Source organism: Pseudomonas marginalis (assembly GCF_024169655.1).
Classification (GTDB): domain Bacteria; phylum Pseudomonadota; class Gammaproteobacteria; order Pseudomonadales; family Pseudomonadaceae; genus Aquipseudomonas; species Aquipseudomonas paraveronii.
Map to the genome: position 1 here is coordinate 4,034,095 of NZ_JALJWV010000001.1, position 18,084 is coordinate 4,052,178.

12 protein-coding genes and 4 pseudogenes are annotated in these 18,084 nt (G+C 59.9%); 6 read left to right on the plus strand and 10 right to left on the minus strand.

What is annotated here, in order from left to right; all coding sequences use genetic code 11:
- Position 1: 1 nt before the first annotated feature.
- From J2Y83_RS18280 to J2Y83_RS18300, 5 genes are read right to left on the minus strand one after another with little or no spacing between them, the layout of a single operon-like run.
- Positions 2 to 751 carry an electron transfer flavoprotein subunit beta/FixA family protein gene (locus J2Y83_RS18280; RefSeq protein WP_253397301.1) on the minus strand — a complete coding sequence of 250 codons (750 nt, stop codon included), beginning with the start codon at positions 749 to 751 and terminating at the stop codon, positions 2 to 4.
- Positions 752 to 811: 60 nt separating this feature from the next.
- Entirely contained in the window at positions 812 to 2,050 is a 1,239-nt protein-coding gene (locus J2Y83_RS18285) for a CaiB/BaiF CoA transferase family protein (RefSeq protein ID WP_253397303.1), read from the minus strand.
- Between the two features lie 26 nt (positions 2,051 to 2,076).
- A complete protein-coding gene (locus J2Y83_RS18290; RefSeq protein WP_253397305.1) occupies positions 2,077 to 3,279 on the minus strand; it encodes a 3-oxoadipyl-CoA thiolase in 1,203 nt (400 codons plus the stop codon).
- A 16-nt stretch (positions 3,280 to 3,295) separates the two neighbouring features.
- Positions 3,296 to 4,828: a 3-hydroxyacyl-CoA dehydrogenase gene (locus J2Y83_RS18295; RefSeq protein WP_253397307.1), complete on the minus strand. Its 1,533-nt coding sequence runs from the start codon at positions 4,826 to 4,828 to the stop codon at positions 3,296 to 3,298.
- 3 nt (positions 4,829 to 4,831) lie between these two features.
- Positions 4,832 to 5,617 carry an enoyl-CoA hydratase gene (locus tag J2Y83_RS18300; protein WP_058822689.1) on the minus strand — a complete coding sequence of 262 codons (786 nt, stop codon included), beginning with the start codon at positions 5,615 to 5,617 and terminating at the stop codon, positions 4,832 to 4,834.
- Positions 5,618 to 5,854: 237 nt separating this feature from the next.
- Between J2Y83_RS18300 and J2Y83_RS18305 the strand changes: the two genes are divergently transcribed.
- From J2Y83_RS18305 to J2Y83_RS18315, 3 genes are read left to right on the plus strand one after another with little or no spacing between them, the layout of a single operon-like run.
- A complete protein-coding gene (locus tag J2Y83_RS18305) occupies positions 5,855 to 6,721 on the plus strand; it encodes an IclR family transcriptional regulator (protein WP_253397309.1) in 867 nt (288 codons plus the stop codon).
- Between the two features lie 60 nt (positions 6,722 to 6,781).
- The gene (locus J2Y83_RS18310; protein ID WP_058822687.1) at positions 6,782 to 7,936 is read left to right on the plus strand and encodes an acyl-CoA dehydrogenase family protein; all 1,155 of its coding nucleotides are present in this window, start codon (positions 6,782 to 6,784) and stop codon (positions 7,934 to 7,936) included.
- Positions 7,937 to 7,993: 57 nt separating this feature from the next.
- Entirely contained in the window at positions 7,994 to 9,268 is a 1,275-nt protein-coding gene (locus J2Y83_RS18315) for an MFS transporter (protein WP_253397311.1), read from the plus strand.
- Between the two features lie 434 nt (positions 9,269 to 9,702).
- Here the strand turns inward: J2Y83_RS18315 and catA are convergent, their stop codons facing one another.
- From catA to J2Y83_RS18330, 3 genes are read right to left on the minus strand one after another with little or no spacing between them, the layout of a single operon-like run.
- Entirely contained in the window at positions 9,703 to 10,632 is a 930-nt protein-coding gene (catA, locus tag J2Y83_RS18320; RefSeq protein ID WP_253397313.1) for a catechol 1,2-dioxygenase, read from the minus strand.
- Positions 10,633 to 10,684: 52 nt separating this feature from the next.
- Complete coding sequence (gene catC / locus J2Y83_RS18325) at positions 10,685 to 10,975, minus strand: muconolactone Delta-isomerase (RefSeq protein ID WP_253397315.1); 291 nt, start codon at positions 10,973 to 10,975, stop codon at positions 10,685 to 10,687.
- Between the two features lie 10 nt (positions 10,976 to 10,985).
- Positions 10,986 to 12,134, minus strand: coding sequence for a muconate cycloisomerase family protein (locus tag J2Y83_RS18330; protein WP_253397317.1), 1,149 nt, complete (start codon positions 12,132 to 12,134; stop codon positions 10,986 to 10,988).
- A 127-nt stretch (positions 12,135 to 12,261) separates the two neighbouring features.
- Between J2Y83_RS18330 and J2Y83_RS18335 the strand changes: the two genes are divergently transcribed.
- Entirely contained in the window at positions 12,262 to 13,155 is an 894-nt protein-coding gene (locus J2Y83_RS18335) for a LysR family transcriptional regulator (RefSeq protein WP_253397319.1), read from the plus strand.
- Positions 13,156 to 13,813: 658 nt separating this feature from the next.
- Here the strand turns inward: J2Y83_RS18335 and J2Y83_RS18340 are convergent.
- Positions 13,814 to 14,491: pseudogene (locus J2Y83_RS18340) on the minus strand (IS5 family transposase); the annotation flags it as partial.
- On the opposite strand from J2Y83_RS18340, the pseudogene J2Y83_RS18345 reads away from it, so the two are divergent.
- Positions 14,492 to 15,421 (plus strand): annotated as a pseudogene (locus J2Y83_RS18345) (MFS transporter); the annotation flags it as partial.
- Positions 15,422 to 15,734: 313 nt separating this feature from the next.
- Here the strand turns inward: J2Y83_RS18345 and J2Y83_RS18350 are convergent.
- Positions 15,735 to 16,466: pseudogene (locus J2Y83_RS18350) on the minus strand (IS5 family transposase); the annotation flags it as partial.
- 112 nt (positions 16,467 to 16,578) lie between these two features.
- Between J2Y83_RS18350 and istA the strand changes: the two are divergent.
- Positions 16,579 to 18,071 (plus strand): annotated as a pseudogene (gene istA, locus J2Y83_RS18355) (IS21 family transposase).
- Positions 18,072 to 18,084 lie beyond the last annotated feature (13 nt).

The window sequence follows — 18,084 nt, forward strand, 5'->3', positions numbered from 1 at the left end:
TTCAAAGCACCTTCGCTTCGTTTTTCAGTTTCTCGACCAGTTCAGCCACCGACTTGACCTTGATGCCCGCGCTGCGTGCAGCCGGCGCTTCGACTTTGACGGTCTTGTTGGTAGAGGCGGTGGAAACGCCCAAAGCGTCCGCAGTCACTACTTCGAGAGGCTTCTTCTTGGCTTTCATGATATTTGGCAGAGACGCGTAGCGCGGCTCGTTCAAACGCAGGTCGGTGGTGATGATGGCCGGCAGTTTCAGCGAAACTGTTTGCGCGCCGCCGTCGATTTCGCGGGTCACGGCAACGCTGTCGCCGCTCACTTCGACTTTCGAGGCGAAGGTGCCCTGGCCGTAACCGGTCAGTGCAGCCAGCATCTGGCCAGTCTGGTTGTTGTCGCTGTCGATGGCCTGTTTGCCGAGGATCACCAGCGATGGCTGTTCCTTGTCGACAACGGCTTTGAGCAACTTGGCAACGGCCAGGGAGGTCAGCTCTTCAGCCGACTCAACCAGGATGGCGCGATCAGCGCCCAGTGCCAGGGCGGTACGCAACTGCTCTTGAGCAGTGGTCGGGCCGATGGAAACCACGACGATTTCAGTCACCACGCCTTTCTCTTTCAGGCGTACAGCTTCTTCCACGGCGATTTCGCAGAAGGGATTCATCGACATTTTGACGTTAGCAAGGTCGACGCCGGACTGGTCCGCTTTGACCCGAACCTTGACGTTGTAGTCGACCACCCGCTTGATGGCTACGAGGACTTTCATGGAGCACTCCATTACAAAAAAAATGACTCACCCCGGCAGCGAAGTACCGGAAAAAGCAGATCAGCGCTCGCCCAGTTGCTCAATGACACCGCTGGCTTTCAACTGCGCCAGACGCTCGTCATCCAACCCCAACCGACGCTTGAGCACTTCATCCGTATGCTCACCGAGCATCGGCGCCGGGCGCAGGTATTCCACCGGCGTGCCGGACAGTTTGATCGGGCTGCCGACGGTGACAAAGTCCGGTTTCAGCGGATGGGGAATCGTCACCAGCATATTGCGCGCCTTGACCTGGGGTTCATCCAGAGCCTGGGCGATGCTGTTGATCGCGCCGATCGGCACACCCCGGGGATGCACGCGATCAATCCACTCCTCGGCACGCCCCTGAAGGAAGTGCGCCGACAGAATCTCGATAATCGCCTCGCGATTGGCCACGCGCTCGGCGTTACGCGTGAAGCGCGGGTCTTCGGGCAGGTGCGCCAGGCCGATGGCCTCGCACAGTGCGACGAATTGCGAGTCGTTGCCGCAGGCGATAATGAAGTCCTGGTCGCTGGCGCGGAACACCTGGTACGGCACGATGTTGGCGTGGGCGTTGCCGTAACGGCCAGGGGCCTTGCCCGAGGCCAGGTAGTTCTGGCTCTGGTTGCACAAGGTGGCAACCTGCACATCCAGCAGCGCCATGTCGATGTGCTGGCCCAGGCCGGTTTTTTCGCGGCTGAGCAATGCCGCCTGGATCGCGACCGTCGAATAAAGCCCAGTCATCAAATCGGAAAACGCCACGCCGACCTTTTGCGGCCCGCCGCCGGGCAGGTCATCGCGCTCGCCGGTGATGCTCATCAGCCCGCCGATGCCCTGCACGATAAAGTCGTAGCCCGGTTCCGCCGCACGCGGCCCGGTCTGCCCGAAGCCGGTGACCGAGCAGTACACCAGGCGCGGATTCAGTTGCGCCAGCGAGGCGTAATCCAGGCCGTACTTGGCCAGGGAACCGGCCTTGTAGTTTTCGATCAGCACATCGCAATCGGTCGCCAACGCCCGCACCAGCTCCTGCCCTTGCGGGCTGGCCAGGTTCAGGGCCACCGATAACTTGCCGCGATTGGTCGACTGATAATAAGAGGCTTCCGAGGTGCGCTCATCGTTCTGGCCTTTCATCCACGGCGGGCCCCAGCCACGGGTGTCGTCGCCCACGCCCGGCCGTTCGACCTTGATCACTTCGGCGCCCAGGTCGGCCAGGGTTTGCCCGCACCAGGGGCCGGCAAGCACACGGCTCAAGTCGAGCACGCGGTATCCAGTCAAAGCACCCATGTCATTTCACCTCTGCTGGAGCGCGTTTACACACGCTCGATAACCATCGCCAGCCCTTGGCCGACACCGATGCACAGACTGACCACCGCATAGCGTTTGCCACTCTCCTGCAACGCCCGTGCGGTGCTCAGCGCCAAGCGCGCACCCGAGGCGCCCAAGGGATGACCGAGCGCAATCGCGCCGCCGTTGGGGTTGACCCGTGGGTCGTCCAACGCCAGGCCCAGCCCCTTGAGGCAGCCCAGTACCTGGCTGGCGAAGGCTTCGTTGATTTCGATGATATCCATGTCGGCCAGCGTCAGCCCGGCACGGGCCAGGGCTTTGTTGATCGCCTCCACCGGGCCGATGCCCATGATGCGCGGCGCGACACCCGCTGCGGCACTCGACAGGATGCGTGCCATGGGCACCAACCCGTGACGCTCACCGGCGGCGACGGTGCCGATCAGCAGCGCGGCGGCGCCGTCGTTGACCCCGGAGGCATTGCCGGCGGTGACGATACCGCCTTCGTGCAACGGACGCAGGCGCGTCAGCGCGGCCAGGTCGGATTGCGGGCGCGGGTGTTCGTCCTGCTCCACGAGGTTGGGCGGCGTCTTGCGGCCGGTGGGCACACTGACGGCGAGGATTTCGTCGTTGAAGAAACCGCGCTGGCGTGCGGCTTCGTAAAGGGCCTGGGAGCGTGCGGCGAACCCATCGGCCTGGGTGCGCTCGATGCCGTACTCCTGGGCCACGTTGTCACCGGTCTGCGGCATGCTGTCGTTACCGAATTCGGCGACGATCCTGGGGTTGGGAAAGCGTGCGCCGATGGTGCTGTCGTACATCGTAAAATCGCGGCTGTAGGCGCTCTCGGCCTTGGCCATGACGAACGGCGCCCGCGACATGCTCTCCACCCCGCCGGCCACGAACAGTTCGCCTTCGTTACAGGTGACGGCGCGGGCGGCATCGATCACGGCGGCCAGTCCACTGGCACACAACCGATTGACCGTCTGCCCCGGCACCGTCACCGGCAAACCGGCGAACAGTGCGGCATGGCGCGCGATGTTGCGGCTGTCTTCGCCGGCCTGGTTGGTATTGCCGAGGATCACGTCTTCGATGGCGTCGCCGGGGATCGCATAGCGGGCCAGCAGTTCGCGGATCACATGGGCTGCAAGATCGTCAGGCCGCACAGGCGCCAGTGCGCCGCCGTGGCGGCCGAAGGGTGTGCGCAACCCCGCAAAAATATAAGCATCGAGCATGGCAGTTTCCTAAGTGTCAAGGTTTCAGGGTTGGTTCGGGGTGGCACAACGACAGGCCCAGCGTCGCGCGACGGCGCAGCCAAGGCCCGGGCCGGTAGCGCGGGTCCCCGGTCAGTGCCGTCATGCGTTCCAGGATGGTCAGCAAGCGTTGGGCGCCGACGCTGTCCCCCCAGGCCAATGGCCCCTGCGGGTAGCCCAGCCCGCGGCGCACGCCTTCGTCCAGGTCGTCGACACTGGCAATGCGCTGTTGCACGATATCGCCCGCCAGGTTGACGATCATCGCCAACACCCGCTGGGCGACAAAGCCGACGCTGTCGTTGATCACGCTGACGCCCACGCCATCGCGGGCCAGCAGCGCGTGTGCGGCATTGCACATGTCGACGCGGGTTGCCGGTGTCAGCATCAGCGTGCGGTAGCGTGTGCAGTCGAGCAGCGGGTCGATGCAGACCGTGCGCGTCGGGTCGGTGGCGAACCGTTGCGCTGCGCTGGTCGCGTCCAACCCATAGGGCGCCAGCAGGCACAAGGCTGCATCCGAGGGTGCAGCGCCCTGCTCCACTTGCGCGCCCAGTCGTTCCAGCATCGCGCCAAGGCTGGCGCGGTCAGCATCGCTCTCGGTGCCCAGCCACACCGGCGGCAACGCTTCAACCACCGGTACCGCCTGGGCTTGGGGGGCATCAATCATCTGGCCGTTGGCATAGCGATAGAAGCCGCGCCCGACCTTGCGTCCGACGTAACCGGCTTCCAGCATCTGGCGGGTCAGCGCGGCCGGTCGGTAACGCGGTTCCTGGTAGAACTGGTTGTAGATGGATTCGATCACCGGATGGGAAACGTCCAGCGCCGTGAGGTCGAACAACTCCAGCGGTCCCATGCGAAACCCCAAGCCTTCGCGCAAGATGCGATCCACTTCCGCCGCGTCCGTGACGCCCTCCTTGAGGATCTGCAACGCTTCGGTGCTGTAGGCGCGCCCGGCATGGTTGATGATGAAACCGGGGGTGTCCTTGGCCCGAATCCCACGATGCCCCATGCGCGCGGCCAATGCCTGCAAGGTATCGCCGACACGCGGATCGCTGGCCAGGCCATCGATGACCTCCACCACTTTCATCAGCGGCACCGGGTTGAAGAAGTGGAACCCCGCCACCCGCTCAGGGTGCCGACATTCACGGGCGATGCTGGTCACCGACAGCGATGAGGTGTTGGTCGCCAGGATGCAGTCGTCGCGCACGACGGCTTCAAGTTGTGCAAGCAACGCCTGCTTGGCATCCAGGCGCTCGATAATCGCTTCCACTACCAGGTCAACGTCACTGAGGTCAGTCAGCGCCGTCGCGACCCGCAGACGCTCAAGCGTTGCCAGGGCATCGCCGTCGGCGATCTTGCCCTTGCTCACCAGCTTGTCCAGGGTTTGGCGCAGGTTTTCGCGGGCCGCCTCGGCGGCGCCTTCGCGGTTGTCGAACAGCACGACCTCGATGCCGGCCTGGGCAGCAATCTGGGCGATGCCGGTGCCCATGATGCCGGCGCCCACCACCGCCATGCGCTTGATTTCACGTGTCATGGGTCATTCCCCCAAGAAGCTGGCTTTGCGTTTTTCAAGAAAGGCACTGGCGCCCTCTTTCTGATCCCGGGAGTCGAACAGCAACTGAAACGCCTTGCGCTCCAATGCCAGCGCACTGTCCAGGGGTAAGTCGGCACCGAGCAGCATCACTTCCTTGATCTGCGCGACCGCCAGCGGTGGCAACGCAGCGATTTGCGCGGCCAGTTCAAGCGCCCGAGGCAGCGTGCGTTCATCACTCACCACCTCGCTGACCATGCCCATGGCCAGCGCCTCGGGCGCCGGCACCAGGCAGCCGGTCAGGGCAATGCGCATGGCCTGGAACTTACCGACGGCGCGGATCAGGCGCTGCGTGCCCCCGGCGCCCGGCATCAGGCCCAGCTTGACCTCCGGCTGGCCGAATCGCGCCGATTGCCCCGCGACGATGATGTCGCAGTGCATCGCTAGCTCGCAGCCGCCGCCCAGGGCAAAACCATTCACTGCGGCGATCACCGGTTTGGGGCAACGCGCGATGGCGTCCCACAGGTATTCCGTGTGACGGCGATACATCTCGATCGGGCTGGCCTGGGCGAACTCGCGGATGTCGGCCCCCGCGACGAAGCAGTGCTCGCCGCCGGTGAGCACGATCGAGCGCACGCGCTCATCGGCAGACAACAGGCGAAAGCTGTCAGCCAGTTGTTCGCGCACGGCGCTGTTCAGCGCGTTCTTGACCTCGGGCCGCTCGATGCGGACGACCGCGACGGCATCCTCTCTTATCTGGACATGCACGACCGGTTCTGGATGGGAGTTCATAGCGACCTCTTATTATTGTTTCGCCAGGCGAAACTGAATACCGTAATTACGCTTAATCATAAGGACGCTTACAAAATCCTGTAAACATAAAAAGCAAAAAATCTGTTTAACCCCAATAATTGCTTGGTTTTAAGTCAACAAAACAAACCCGTTGGTTTTTAAAGAAACAACGAATATAATTTCGCCAGGCGAAACTGCGTTTTATTTTCTTGCATTTTTTCAAAGTGAGGTTCTACCATGGCTCGCATCAAGGCAGATCGGCAGGCCGCTGACACGGCAAAGGGAGCGGATGAAATCGGGTTACTGAAGATGGGCATGCTCGATCCCGCCAGCGCATTGAGCGACGAAGAAAACAGTGGCCAGTTTGTAACGGCATTGGCGCGCGGGCTGGAACTGATGAGGTGTTTCACCCCGCGCGACAACGTGCTGGGCAATCAGGACCTGGCGCGCATGACCGGCCTGCCCAAACCGACCGTGACGCGGCTGACCAATACGCTGATGCGCCTGGGCTGCCTTAAACGCGAAGTGCATTCGGGCAAGTACCAGCTGGATGTCGGGGTGTTGGGTTTTGGCTACGCCATGCTGTCGAACCTGGCGATTCGCACGGTGGCTCATCCGTTGATGGAGGACCTGGCCAATCATGCACAGGCGGCCGTCGCCATGGCATCCCGTGATCGCCTGCAGATGGTGTACCTGGATGTGGTTCAGGGTCAGGGCAACATGACCATGCGCCGTCAAATCGGCAGTTACTTGCCGCTGGCACAAAGTTCGGTAGGCCGTGCGTGCCTGGCGGCGATGCCGGAGACCGAGCGGGAGTTTTTGCTCGATCACATTCGCCAGCGCGAATCGGAACAGTGGCCAACCATTCGCAAAGGGTTGGATCGGGCGTTCAGGGATTACGCCGACTACGGCTTCTGCCTGTCGATCGGTGAGTGGCATCGCGACGTTAACTCCGTGGCCGTGCCGTTGCTGCACCCGCAGTACGGGTTGTTGACCTTCAACTGCGGCGGGCCGAGCTTCCAACTGCCCCGCGAACAGCTCGTGGACGATATCGGGCCTCGCCTGATCAACATGGTGAACAACATTGGCGCCGCTGCTCGCTGACGCAACGGAGTAACGGCGCCCCAATAAAGAACCGCTCGCCTGCGAGCGTTAGGAGCGCACATGATCCGTGATACCGAAACCCTGCAGATGCTGTTGGATTCCCTTCGTCAGTTTGTCGGCGAAGTGCTGATCCCCCGTGAAAACGAAGTGGCTGAGACCGACGCGATTCCCCAGGACATCGTCGAGCAGATGCAGGCCATGGGCCTGTTTGGCCTGACACTGCCGGAAGCGTTTGGCGGGCTGGGCGTCACGATGGAGGAAGAGGTGAATATCGCCTTCGAGCTGGGGCGCACCTCCCCGGCGTTTCGCTCCTACATCGGCACCAACAACGGGATCGGTTCCATCGGCATTCTGCTCGATGGCACTGAAGAGCAGAAACAACACTACCTGCCCAAGCTCGCCAGCGGTGAGCTGCTCAGTTCCTTCTGCCTGACCGAGCCCGATGCAGGATCGGATGCCGCCTCGCTCAAAACCACCGCCGTGCGCGACGGTGACAGTTACATCCTCAACGGCACCAAGCGCTTCATCACCAACGCCCCGCACGCTGGCATCTATACGGTGATGGCGCGCACCAGCACTGACATCAAAGGCGCAGGCGGTATCAGCGCATTCATTGTCGAGCGCGGCACACCGGGCGTGTCCCTGGGCAAGCCCGACCACAAAATGGGCCACAAAGGCGCCCATACCTGCGACGTGATCTTCGAAAATGCCCGAGTACCTGCCAGCCAATTGATTGGCGGTGTCGAAGGCGTGGGCTTCAAGACCGCGATGAAAGTCCTCGACAAGGGTCGCCTACATATCGCGGCATTGAGTGTCGGTGCGGCTGAGCGGATGCTCGATGATGCCCTGCGCTACGCACTGGAACGTAAACAGTTCGGCCAGCCCATCGCCGAATTTCAATTGATCCAGGCGATGCTGGCCGACAGCAAGGCGGAAATCTACGCCAGCCGCTGCATGGTGCTCGATGCTGCACGCAAGCGCGACGACGGCCGTAACGTCAGCACCGAAGCCTCCTGCGCGAAAATGTTCTCGACCGAAATGTGCGGCCGCGTCGCCGACCGTTGCGTGCAGATCCACGGTGGTGCCGGCTATGTCAGCGAATACGCGATCGAGCGTTTCTACCGGGATGTGCGCCTGTTCCGCATCTACGAGGGCACCACCCAGATCCAGCAGATCGTCATTGCGCGAAACATGATCCGCGACGCTCAACGCTAGATCAGCGCGCAACACTCAACTCTAGTCCCACCCCATAAATACAATAAAGGTAACTCCATGGACGCTGCTGCTCAGGCAAGTGCGACTGCCCACGCCAAATCCAGCACTTGGGTGCTGGTGTTCATTTTTTGCTTTCTCGGATTATTGATCGACGGTGCCGACTTGATGCTGCTGTCCTACAGCCTCAATAGCCTGAAGACTGAATTCGGTCTGACTAACGTCGAAGCCGGCAGCCTGGGCAGTTTTACCCTGGCCGGGATGGCGATCGGCGGTATCTACGGCGGCTGGGCCTGTGACCGCTTCGGTCGGGTGAAAACCGTGGTCTGGAGTATTTTGCTGTTCTCCGTCGGCACTGCGGTGCTGGGGCTGACCCACAGCTACTGGGAGTTTGCGCTGATCCGATTCCTGGCCTCGCTGGGCATCGGCGCGCTGTACGTGGCGTGCAACACCCTGATGTCCGAATACGTGCCCACCCGCTACCGCACCACGGTGCTCGGCACACTACAGGCAGGTTGGTCGGTGGGCTACATCGTCGCGACCTTGCTGGCCGGCTGGATATTGCCCATCCATGGTTGGCGCTGGCTGTTCTACATCGCGATCATCCCAGTGGTTCTTGCCTTGGTGATGCAACGTTTCGTGCCGGAACCCCAAGCCTGGATCAACGCCCAGGCCGAGCGCGCCAAGCAAACAGTCGCTGGAATACGCAGCGGCTCGGCACAAAAGCGCGACAGCATGTACAAACAGATTTTCGCTGACCCGCAATCGCGCCGCATGTTCATCTGCTGGGCGCTGACCGCGGGCTTTCTGCAGTTCGGCTACTACGGCGTGAACAACTGGATGCCAACCTACCTGGAAAGCGAACTGGGCATGAACCTCAAGTCCATGACCAGCTACATGGTCGGCACCTACACCGCCATGATCCTCGGCAAAGTCCTCGCAGGCATGGCCGCCGACCGTATCGGTCGGCGCACCGTGTTCGCCTTTGGTGCCCTGGGGACGGCCGTATTTCTGCCGGTGATCGTGCTGTTCCAGAGCCAGGAAAACATCCTGTGGATGCTGATCGTGTTCGGCTTTCTGTACGGCATTCCGTATGGCGTCAATGCGACCTACATGACCGAAAGTTTCGAGGCAAAGCTACGCGGCTCCGCGGTGGGTGGCGCTTACAACATCGGTCGTCTGGGGGCCGCAGTGGCGCCTGCCACGATTGGCTTCCTGGCGTCCCATGGCTCGATTGGCGTGGGCTTTCTCGTGATGGGCGCGGCGTACTTCATCTGCGGCGTGATTCCGGCCCTGCTCATCAAGGACAAGCAATTCGATCCGCAAAAGCAATAGACCCGGTAATTCAACAATTCAGCAGCTGCCAGTCGGAGTTCCTTATCCGACTGGCAGCTACTATTGAATATGCTCCAAAAACATAACTTTTTTGTTCAACGCTGTTTGAACTGCCATATTCCCCGCGACAAAATTCGAGCATTTAACCCGGATCGTTCTAGCACTTTCGAAAACTTATCTTTTCAACCGTTGTGCAGCAGGCCGGACAGCCCCCCCTTATTCACTGCTGGATATTCGATGGGGGCAGAATAGGGCAACCATTCATCGCGTCGTGGCAACCATCCAGCTCAGCACGAGACGATGCCGTTCGTTGCCTGCGGCAGGCGCTTGCCCGACAGATAACCCAAGCGATCTCAAGCGGAAAGACCGCCACCGTACTCTCGCCGCAGACTGAGCATTCGCGCGAAGCGCCGCCCGTACCCTGATTGAGGAGATCAGTCCTCGAGTGCACGCACCCGCTCGTGACGCTGCTGCTCTTGCGGCTGGGCGGACGACTGGAGGAAGAAGTCGAACTCGATTTCGGCAAACCGACCGCTGACGCCATGCCCCGCGGCGCGTTGCTGATCATCGCTGAAAGTGATTTTCGCGATCAACTCATCACGGGTGGCATAGGCGAAATCATCATGCAGGTACTGATCGCCGTCGAGGTTGATCTGGGTGGTCAGGTGACGATGATCCGGCGCCGAGATGAAGAAGTGAATGTGCGCCGGACGCTGCCCGTGACGGCCCAGTTGATCGAGCAAATGCTGGGTCGGACCGTCCGGTGGGCAGCCGTAACCAGACGGCACGATGCTGCGAAAGCGATAACGACCCTCGGCGTCCGTGACGATGCGTCGACGCAAGTTGAATTCCGATTGAGCGGTATCGAAATACGAATAGGTGCCGCCAGTATTAGCATGCCAGACATCTACCACAGCCCCGGCCAACGCTTCACCAGCGGTGTTGAACACCCGGCCCTGCATGAACAACGTTACACCTGGATCGACACCATCATCCAACCGCGCTTCGACATTCGACAGTGGCGCCCCGGCAACATACAGCGGGCCTTCGATGGTCCGCGGCGTGCCTCCGGATTTGCCAGCCTGCTCGTCTTCCGCGTCCATCAACAGGTCGAGATAATGCTCAAGTCCAAGCCCGGCGACCAATAGCCCCGCCTCCTGCCGCGTACCCAGCACGTTGAGGTAGTTGACCGCTTTCCAGAACTCTTCCGGCGTTACAGCCAAATCTTCGATGATGTTTACCGAATCACGCAGGATGCGGTAAACCAGGGCCTTGACCCGAGGGTCGCCAGCGTCGTTGAGCAAACCGCTGGCCTCTTCGAGAAACTTCTGGACACTGGCTGTGTGGGAAATCTTGACGTTCATGGGTGGTTCCTCATCTTGTAATTATTAGCTTGGAAAACTGAACAGGCCGGATTCAGCGGTCATCCTCGCGGATCGAAGAAGGATGCCGGCACATCGCGGTGACTTCGATCGCCATATACGGGTATAATGGCAGTTGCATGAGCAAGTCGTGCAGCTCTTGAACGCTGGCGACATCGAACACGCTGTAATTGGCATAGAGCCCGGCAATGCGCCACAGGTGACGCCACTTGCCTTGGTCTTGCAGGCGCTGCGCGAGGGCCTTTTCGTCAGCCTTCAATTTGGCGGCAACTTCAGGATTCATATCGACCGGCAGGTTAACGGTCATTTTTACGTGGAAAAGCATGGTGCTCTCCTCAGGCTTGATGAATGGCAGTAGCGGTTCTATCGCGACGGAAGAACGCCAGGCGCTCTTCATCGAGGCTCAGGCCCAGCCCCGGTGTGTTCGGCACGTGCAGCTCGAAATCGCGATAGACCAGCGGCTCACTGAGAATGTCCTCGGTCAACAACAACGGGCCGAACAGCTCGGTGTCCCACGCCAGTTTGTTCAGCGTGACAAAGGCATGGGCCGACGCCAGCGTGCCAATACCGCCCTCGAGCATGGTGCCGCCGTACAGGCCGATACCGGCCGCTTCGCCGATCGCGGCGGTTCGCAGCACAGCACGCGGGCCTCCGTTTTTGGCGATTTTCAAGGCGAATACTGAAGCGGCGCCCTCACGGGCCAGGTTGAACGCATCCTCCACGCACTCGATGGATTCGTCGGCCATGATTGGCGCCGGACTCATGGCGTTCAGGCGTGCCATACCCGCGCGGTTGTTGCGCGAGATCGGCTGCTCGATCAGATCGATGCCATTGCTGCCGAGAATCCGGCAAGCGCGCAACGCGACTGCTTCATCCCAGGCCTGATTGACATCGACTCGCACGCTGGCGCGATCGCCCAGGGCTTTCTTGATGGCGATGACGTGTGCCAGATCGCGGTTGACTTCACCGGCGCCGATTTTCAGTTTGAAGATACGGTGGCGGCGCAGGTCGAGCATTTTTTCTGCTTCAGCAATGTCCTTGTCGGTATCGCCACTCGCCAGGGTCCACGCCACCGGCAATGCATCGCGAACGCGGCCGCCCAGCAGCTCGCTGACCGGCAGCCCAAGACGTTTGCCCTGAGCGTCAAGCAAGGCGGTTTCAATACCTGATTTAGCAAAAGTGTTGCCACGGATGCTGCGCTCCAGGCGCAACATGGCGGCATTCACGTTAGCGCTGTCCTGACCCAGCAGCAGCGGCGCGAAGTGTTGGTCGATGTTGGTCTTGATGCTGTCGGGACTTTCGTTGCCGTAGGCCAGACCACCGATGGTGGTCGACTCGCCAATACCTTCGATGCCATCGACGCAGCGCACACGGATGATCACCAAGGTCTGGTTCTGCATGGTGTGCATCGCCAGCTTGTGCGGGCGAATGGTCGGCAGATCGATGATGATCGTCTCGATCGATTCAATGACTGTTGCAAGCATGTCGATACCCGTCAGGTTCTTAAAGTTCTGGGTCCGATTCTCTTACGGCTTTTTTCGCGAGGCCAATATAGAATTGGTCTGACTTGATACCTTTAAGGTATGCATCCAATGCATTCACGGAGGCTCCATGGAATTGCGTCACCTGCGGTATTTCCAGGTATTGGCTCAAACCCTCAATTTCACCCGTGCCGCCGAGTTGTTGCACATCGCCCAGCCGCCGCTGAGCCGACAGATCCAGCAACTGGAAGGTGAGCTCGGGGTCTTGTTGCTGGAACGCGGGCGGCCGTTGAGACTGACCGACGCCGGACGTTTTTTCCATGAGCACTCCACTGCCCTGCTCGAACAACTGGGCAAGGTTTGCGACAACACACGACGGATCGGCCTGGGTGAAAAAACCTGGTTGGGCATCGGTTTTGCGCCGTCGACACTGTATGGGGTGCTGCCGGAACTGATTCGCCGCTTGCGCAGTGGCGAACCGCTGGAGCTTGAACTAGGGCTCTCGGAAATGACCACGCTGCAACAGGTACAGGCGCTCAAGGCTGGGCGCATCGACATCGGTTTCGGCCGTATCCGCATCAATGACCCGGCGATCATCCAGACCGTCCTGACCAACGATCGCCTGGTTGCCGCCCTGCCCAACGGCCACCCTTTGCTCGCAGGCCCCATCAGCCTGAGCGACCTGGCCAGAGAACCCTTCGTGCTGTACCCCGGCAACCCGCGCCCCAGCTATGCCGACCACGTGATTGCGCTTTTCGAATCCTACGGCGTGAGTATCCATGTGGCGCAATGGACCAACGAGCTGCAGACAGCAATTGGTCTGGTGGGGGCTGGAATCGGCGTGACCCTGGTGCCGGCCTCGGTGCAACTGCTGCACCGCGACGACATCGGCTTCACCCCGTTGCTGGAAGACAACGCGACCTCGCCGATCATCCTCAGTCGGCGGATGAGCGATGTATCACCGGGGTTGAACCATTGTTTGCGAATGATTGATGAACTGATACCTGTGGCCCATCTCCGCTAGCGCCAGTACAGCTGCAGCAATTTGCAATTTCTTACTTTGCTGTTGAGAACAATATCAGAAGATCGAGGCCTGACAGTTGCCAGGCCGCCTCTTCCTTGGCGACCCAAAACCGATTCGCTCCGGGTAGCTAGGCAGAACGCCTTGAGTTCAGAGCCTTCTCTTCGGCGTAGTTTCATTCCTGATTTGTGCTCAGTTTGATCACGATGGCGGATGCGTGCCAGCAGTTCTCGAACCTGGCCCCGACAAGACCCGAAGGTCCTAATGCCAGTCAGTTAAGGAAGAAACTTTCACTGTGGCGAGGGAGCTTGCTCCCGTTGAACTGCGTAGCAGTCCCATCTGTTGGGGCCGCTTCGCGTCCCAGCAGGCGCACGCTCCCTCGCCACGGGTTACCGGGTACCAGTTTTATCGCTTAACTGACCGGCATTACCCGACGGTCCTTATTTCAATCGTTTACAAAATTCCGTGGAACTCTGCAGCGTAATATTTGGAGCGGAAAACGAGACTCGCATCTAGCGTCCGCCCCATTGAAATCTAAGGATGCTCCGATCAACTTGCCGCACGGCGGCGGCAAGTCGAAATTTCCTCGGGGCGCACCGCTATTTGCCAAAAAACGACCGATGCCTCGTGTATTGAGGGCTATTTCGTCTGGTCTTCCGTGTTAAGCACGCAACTCGCCCATACCCATCAGCTGTTTTCGAGCCATCCACGGGTTTGACAGGGCGAACAGCGTGGTCAATTGAGTTGTGTTTTTCATCAGTCCACGAAAGCGCACTTTAACGTAACCAAACTGCCGCTTGATCACCCAAAACGGATGCTCAACCTTGGCCCGTGTCTGAGCTTTGCAGTACTCGATCTTGCGCTTGGCTTTGTACAGCAGGCTGCGTTTATTCAACTTGGAATAGGTACTGCGGCGCGCTGCGATTTGCCAGATCACCTCACGATTTTCATGCTCTTCACGCTTCTCGACACCGGTGTATCCAGCGTCCGCATACACCGCGTTTTCTTCGCCATGCAGTAGCTCGGCGACCTGTGTGACATCGGCCACATTGGCGGCGGTGCCATGGACGTGATGAACCAATCCCGACTTTGCATCGGCGCCAATATGGGCCTTCATCCCGAAGAAATGCTGATTACCTTTCTTGGTCTGATGCATCTCGGGATTGCGCTTGCCTTCCTCGTTCTTGGTGGAACTGGGGGCATGAATAATGGTGGCATCGACAATAGTGCCTTGACGCAGCGACAGACCTTTTTCTTGTAAATAACCGTTGATGACCGCGAGGATCGCAGGTGCGAGTTGATGCTTCTCCAGCAAGTGCCGGAAGTTCATGATCGTAGTTGGGCACCTATCGGGCTGATTGTGCTGCGGATTATCCAGGGCATTTCGGTCGGTGGTGAATGGGGTGGCGCGGTGTTGATGGCCAGCGAGCACGCGCCAGCTCACCGTAAAACCTTCTATGCCTCCTTTGCCCAACTCGGCAGCCCCGCCGGTTTGCTTCTGGCCTTGATTGCCTTTCGCCTGGTGACGTCACTTTCGCCTGATCAGTTCGCCCAGCGGGGTTGGCGCCTGCCGTTTTTGTTCAGCGGTGTGCTCATGATGATCGGCCTTTTGATCCGCTCGAGTGTGCATGAATCCCCCGAATTCAAAGAAGTGCAGGACAAAGGCCAAACCGCCAAATACCCGGTACTTGAAGTGATCCGTACCTGCTGGCGCCAGATTCTATTCGCTGCTGCCGCCGTGACCATCGGCTCGGCAGGGTTCTTTTTCACCAACACCTTCATGATTACCTACGTCACGCAGTACCAGGGAATTGCACGGCCCACGATTATCGACTGCCTGTTCCTGGTCACCATCCTGCAGTTCATTTCCCAGCCCATCAGCGCCCTCCTGGCCGAGCGCATAGGTGAAGCTCGCTTTTTGATGCTCGCGGCAGTGCTGTCGATGCTCGTGCCCTATCCCATGTTTCTGCTGGTCGGCACCCAGAACCTGGTGCTGATGACGCTCGGTATTGCCATGGCCGTGGTGACGCTGTCCGGGCTCTACGCCGTGATTGCCGGTTACATGGCCCAAGCGTTTCCCGCGCACCTGCGTTACTCAGGAATCTCCATTGCCTACCAACTGATCTGCGCGATTGCGGGCGGTTCGACACCGATCATCGGCGCGCTGCTAGCGAGTCGGTTTGCCGGGCAATGGCTACCGCTAGCGATCTTCTTCAGCTTGCTGGCGGCACTTTCACTGTTTGGTGTATGCGGCCTCGCTCGCCTGCGTGGTTACTCCTCGGAGCGGTCGGATGCACCACTGGACGTGAGCCCAGTCACGGGCAAGGGTAATCATATCGTAACAGGCAAGATCCAAGGCAGCCGAGGCGGTAGAATCCTAATAAGAAAAAAGCAAAAACGAATGGCAAGTGATGTTGTACGCAGGAAAGCGGTCTAGGGAGACGTTGAACAATTAACCCGTTCTCGCCGTCCTCCATTTTCAAGCCGTTTTTTTCAACCCATCGGCCTTATTCTGCGTTTCTGGGGCCGATTTCTGCTCTCCTTTTGCTGATTTTCGGGCCAGCCTCGCCTTTCAGACGGATTTATCCCGCCGCCCGTTGCAAATACCGCTTGGCCAGCAACAGATTGGCCAACCCAAACAGACTGAACAACTGCGCCGTATTCTTTTCCAGTCCACGGTAGCGAACCTTTCGCTGATTGAAACGCACCTTGATTACCTGGAAGGGATGCTCGACCTTGGCACGCAGTTGCGCCTTGGCGTATTCGATCTTGCGCTTGCCCCGGAACAGCAAGCTGCCTTTGCCATGGTGCTGGTAACTGCTCGGCCGTGCTGCAATCGACCAGATAACGTCTCGTTCAGCATGCTCCGGTCGCTTGGCCGCACCGGTGTATCCAGCGTCACCCGAAACATAGGTTTCGGCACCGTGCAGCAACTGGTCGACCTGGGTGACATCCGCCACTTTGGTGGCCGTCCCTACCAAGCTGTGTACCAGCCCCGACGTGGCGTCGACACCGACATGGGCCCTCATCCCAAAGTGCCACTGATTGCCTTTTTTCGCCTGATACATCTCAGGATCGCGCTTGCCTTCTCGGTTCTTGACCAAGGGCGGCGCGGCGACCAGGGTAGCGTCGACGATAGTGCCTTCCTTGAGCAGCAGACACCGGCTGGCCAGATGCTGGTTGATCGTTTCAAACAGCACTCGCGTCGGCTGATGGGTTTCCAGCAAGCGGCGAAATCGCAGCAAGGTGGTAGCATCCGGTGCCGACTCACGGCCCAGGTCGATGCCGATATAACCAAGAATGGCATGGCTATCTGCGGATTCCACGGCCATCCGGCCGCCCTTAAGGCAGGCAGCAACGCAGGATTAATTCACTACCATCGACCTCTTTTATCGAAGCAGAGAGGCCGTCGTGGAGCGGTTATCCATGCGTAAGATTCGAGAAGTGCTACGTCTCAAGTTCGAGGTCGGCCTATCTGCCCGCCAGGCCGAGCCAGCGTCGGTGAGTACCTCAATCGCTTTGCTGCCAGCGGCATGACTTGGCCCTCCGCGCTGACTGACGCCGAGTTGCAACGGCATCTTTTTCCGCCGCCGCCCGCCGTTCCCAGTGAGCAACGCCCGATACCTGACTGGGCTCATGTTCACGCCGAGCTGCGCCGTCCCGGCGTCACCCTAGCCTTGCTCTGGCAGGAATATCGACTCAGCCACCCACAAGGTTTCCAATACATCTGGTTCTGCGAGCACTACCGACTCTGGGCCGCCAAGATCGACGTGGTCATGCGTCAGGAACATCGTGCCGGTGAAAAGCTGTTTGTCGATTACGCCGGCCAAACCGTGCCGGTCATCGACCGGCGAACCGGCGAGATCCGCCAAACCCAGATCTTCGTCGCCGTCCTCGGCGCGTCCAGCTATACCTTCGCTGAGGCCACCTGGTCGCAGAAACTGCCTGACTGGCTGGGCTCACACGTGCGCTGTTTTGCTTTTTTCGGCGGTACTACACAGATCCTGGTGCCTGATAATCTGCGCAGCGGCGCCACCAAAGCCCATCGCTACGAACCTGATATCAATCCCAGTTACCGAGACTTGGCCGAGCATTACGGCGTAGCCGTATTGCCTGCTCGCTCGCCTAAGCCGAGAGATAAAGCCAAGGTTGAAGTCGGCGTGCAAGTGGTCGAGCGCTGGATCCTGGCGGTGCTGCGCAACCGCCAGTTCTTCTCGCTGGGCGAACTCAATACGACCATCGGTCTGCTGCTGGATCGCCTCAATCATAAGCCCTTCAAAAAGCTGCCCGGCTCACGCTGGTCAGCCTTCGAGACCCTCGACCAACCGACACTGCAAGCGCTGCCGGAACATCCATACGTCTACGCCGAGTGGAAAAAGGTACGTGTCCACATCGATTACCACGTCGAGGTCGACGACCACTTCTACTCGGTGCCGTACCAACTGGTGAAGCACCAACTCGAAGTGCGGCTGACCGCACAAACCGTCGAATGCTTCCACGCCAACCAGCGCGTGGCCAGCCACCTGCGCTCGCCACACAAAGGCCGCCACACCACCCAAACCGAGCACATGCCCAAGAGCCACCGCGAACATGCCGAGTGGACGCCGCAGCGACTGATCCGCTGGGCAGAACAGACCGGGCCTAACACCGCCGGCGTTATCGCTTACATCCTCGAACACCGAATCCATCCGCAACACGACTTCCGCGCCTGCCTGGGCATCCTGCGCCTGAGCAAACAGCACGGCGAAGAGCGGCTGGAAGCCGCTTGCCAGCGTGCGCTGGCACTAGGCGCGTGCAGTTACAAAAGCCTCGAATCGATCCTGCGCCAAGGGCTGGAACGACTACCGCTGGCCCAGCAAAACCTGCCGTTACTGCCCGAAGAACACATCAATCTGCGCGGCCCCGGCTACTACCACTGACCTGAAAAAGGAG

Coding starts and splice junctions, on each gene's coding strand:
- J2Y83_RS18295 (WP_253397307.1), bottom strand. CDS start 4,828: ATGACACGTGAAATCAAGCGCATGGCGGTGGTGGGCGCCGGCATCATG.
- catC (WP_253397315.1), bottom strand. CDS start 10,975: ATGCTTTTCCACGTAAAAATGACCGTTAACCTGCCGGTCGATATGAAT.
- catA (WP_253397313.1), bottom strand. CDS start 10,632: ATGAACGTCAAGATTTCCCACACAGCCAGTGTCCAGAAGTTTCTCGAA.
- J2Y83_RS18280 (WP_253397301.1), bottom strand. CDS start 751: ATGAAAGTCCTCGTAGCCATCAAGCGGGTGGTCGACTACAACGTCAAG.
- J2Y83_RS18290 (WP_253397305.1), bottom strand. CDS start 3,279: ATGCTCGATGCTTATATTTTTGCGGGGTTGCGCACACCCTTCGGCCGC.
- J2Y83_RS18315 (WP_253397311.1), top strand. CDS start 7,994: ATGGACGCTGCTGCTCAGGCAAGTGCGACTGCCCACGCCAAATCCAGC.
- J2Y83_RS18285 (WP_253397303.1), bottom strand. CDS start 2,050: ATGGGTGCTTTGACTGGATACCGCGTGCTCGACTTGAGCCGTGTGCTT.
- J2Y83_RS18335 (WP_253397319.1), top strand. CDS start 12,262: ATGGAATTGCGTCACCTGCGGTATTTCCAGGTATTGGCTCAAACCCTC.
- J2Y83_RS18300 (WP_058822689.1), bottom strand. CDS start 5,617: ATGAACTCCCATCCAGAACCGGTCGTGCATGTCCAGATAAGAGAGGAT.
- J2Y83_RS18305 (WP_253397309.1), top strand. CDS start 5,855: ATGGCTCGCATCAAGGCAGATCGGCAGGCCGCTGACACGGCAAAGGGA.
- J2Y83_RS18310 (WP_058822687.1), top strand. CDS start 6,782: ATGATCCGTGATACCGAAACCCTGCAGATGCTGTTGGATTCCCTTCGT.
- J2Y83_RS18330 (WP_253397317.1), bottom strand. CDS start 12,134: ATGCTTGCAACAGTCATTGAATCGATCGAGACGATCATCATCGATCTG.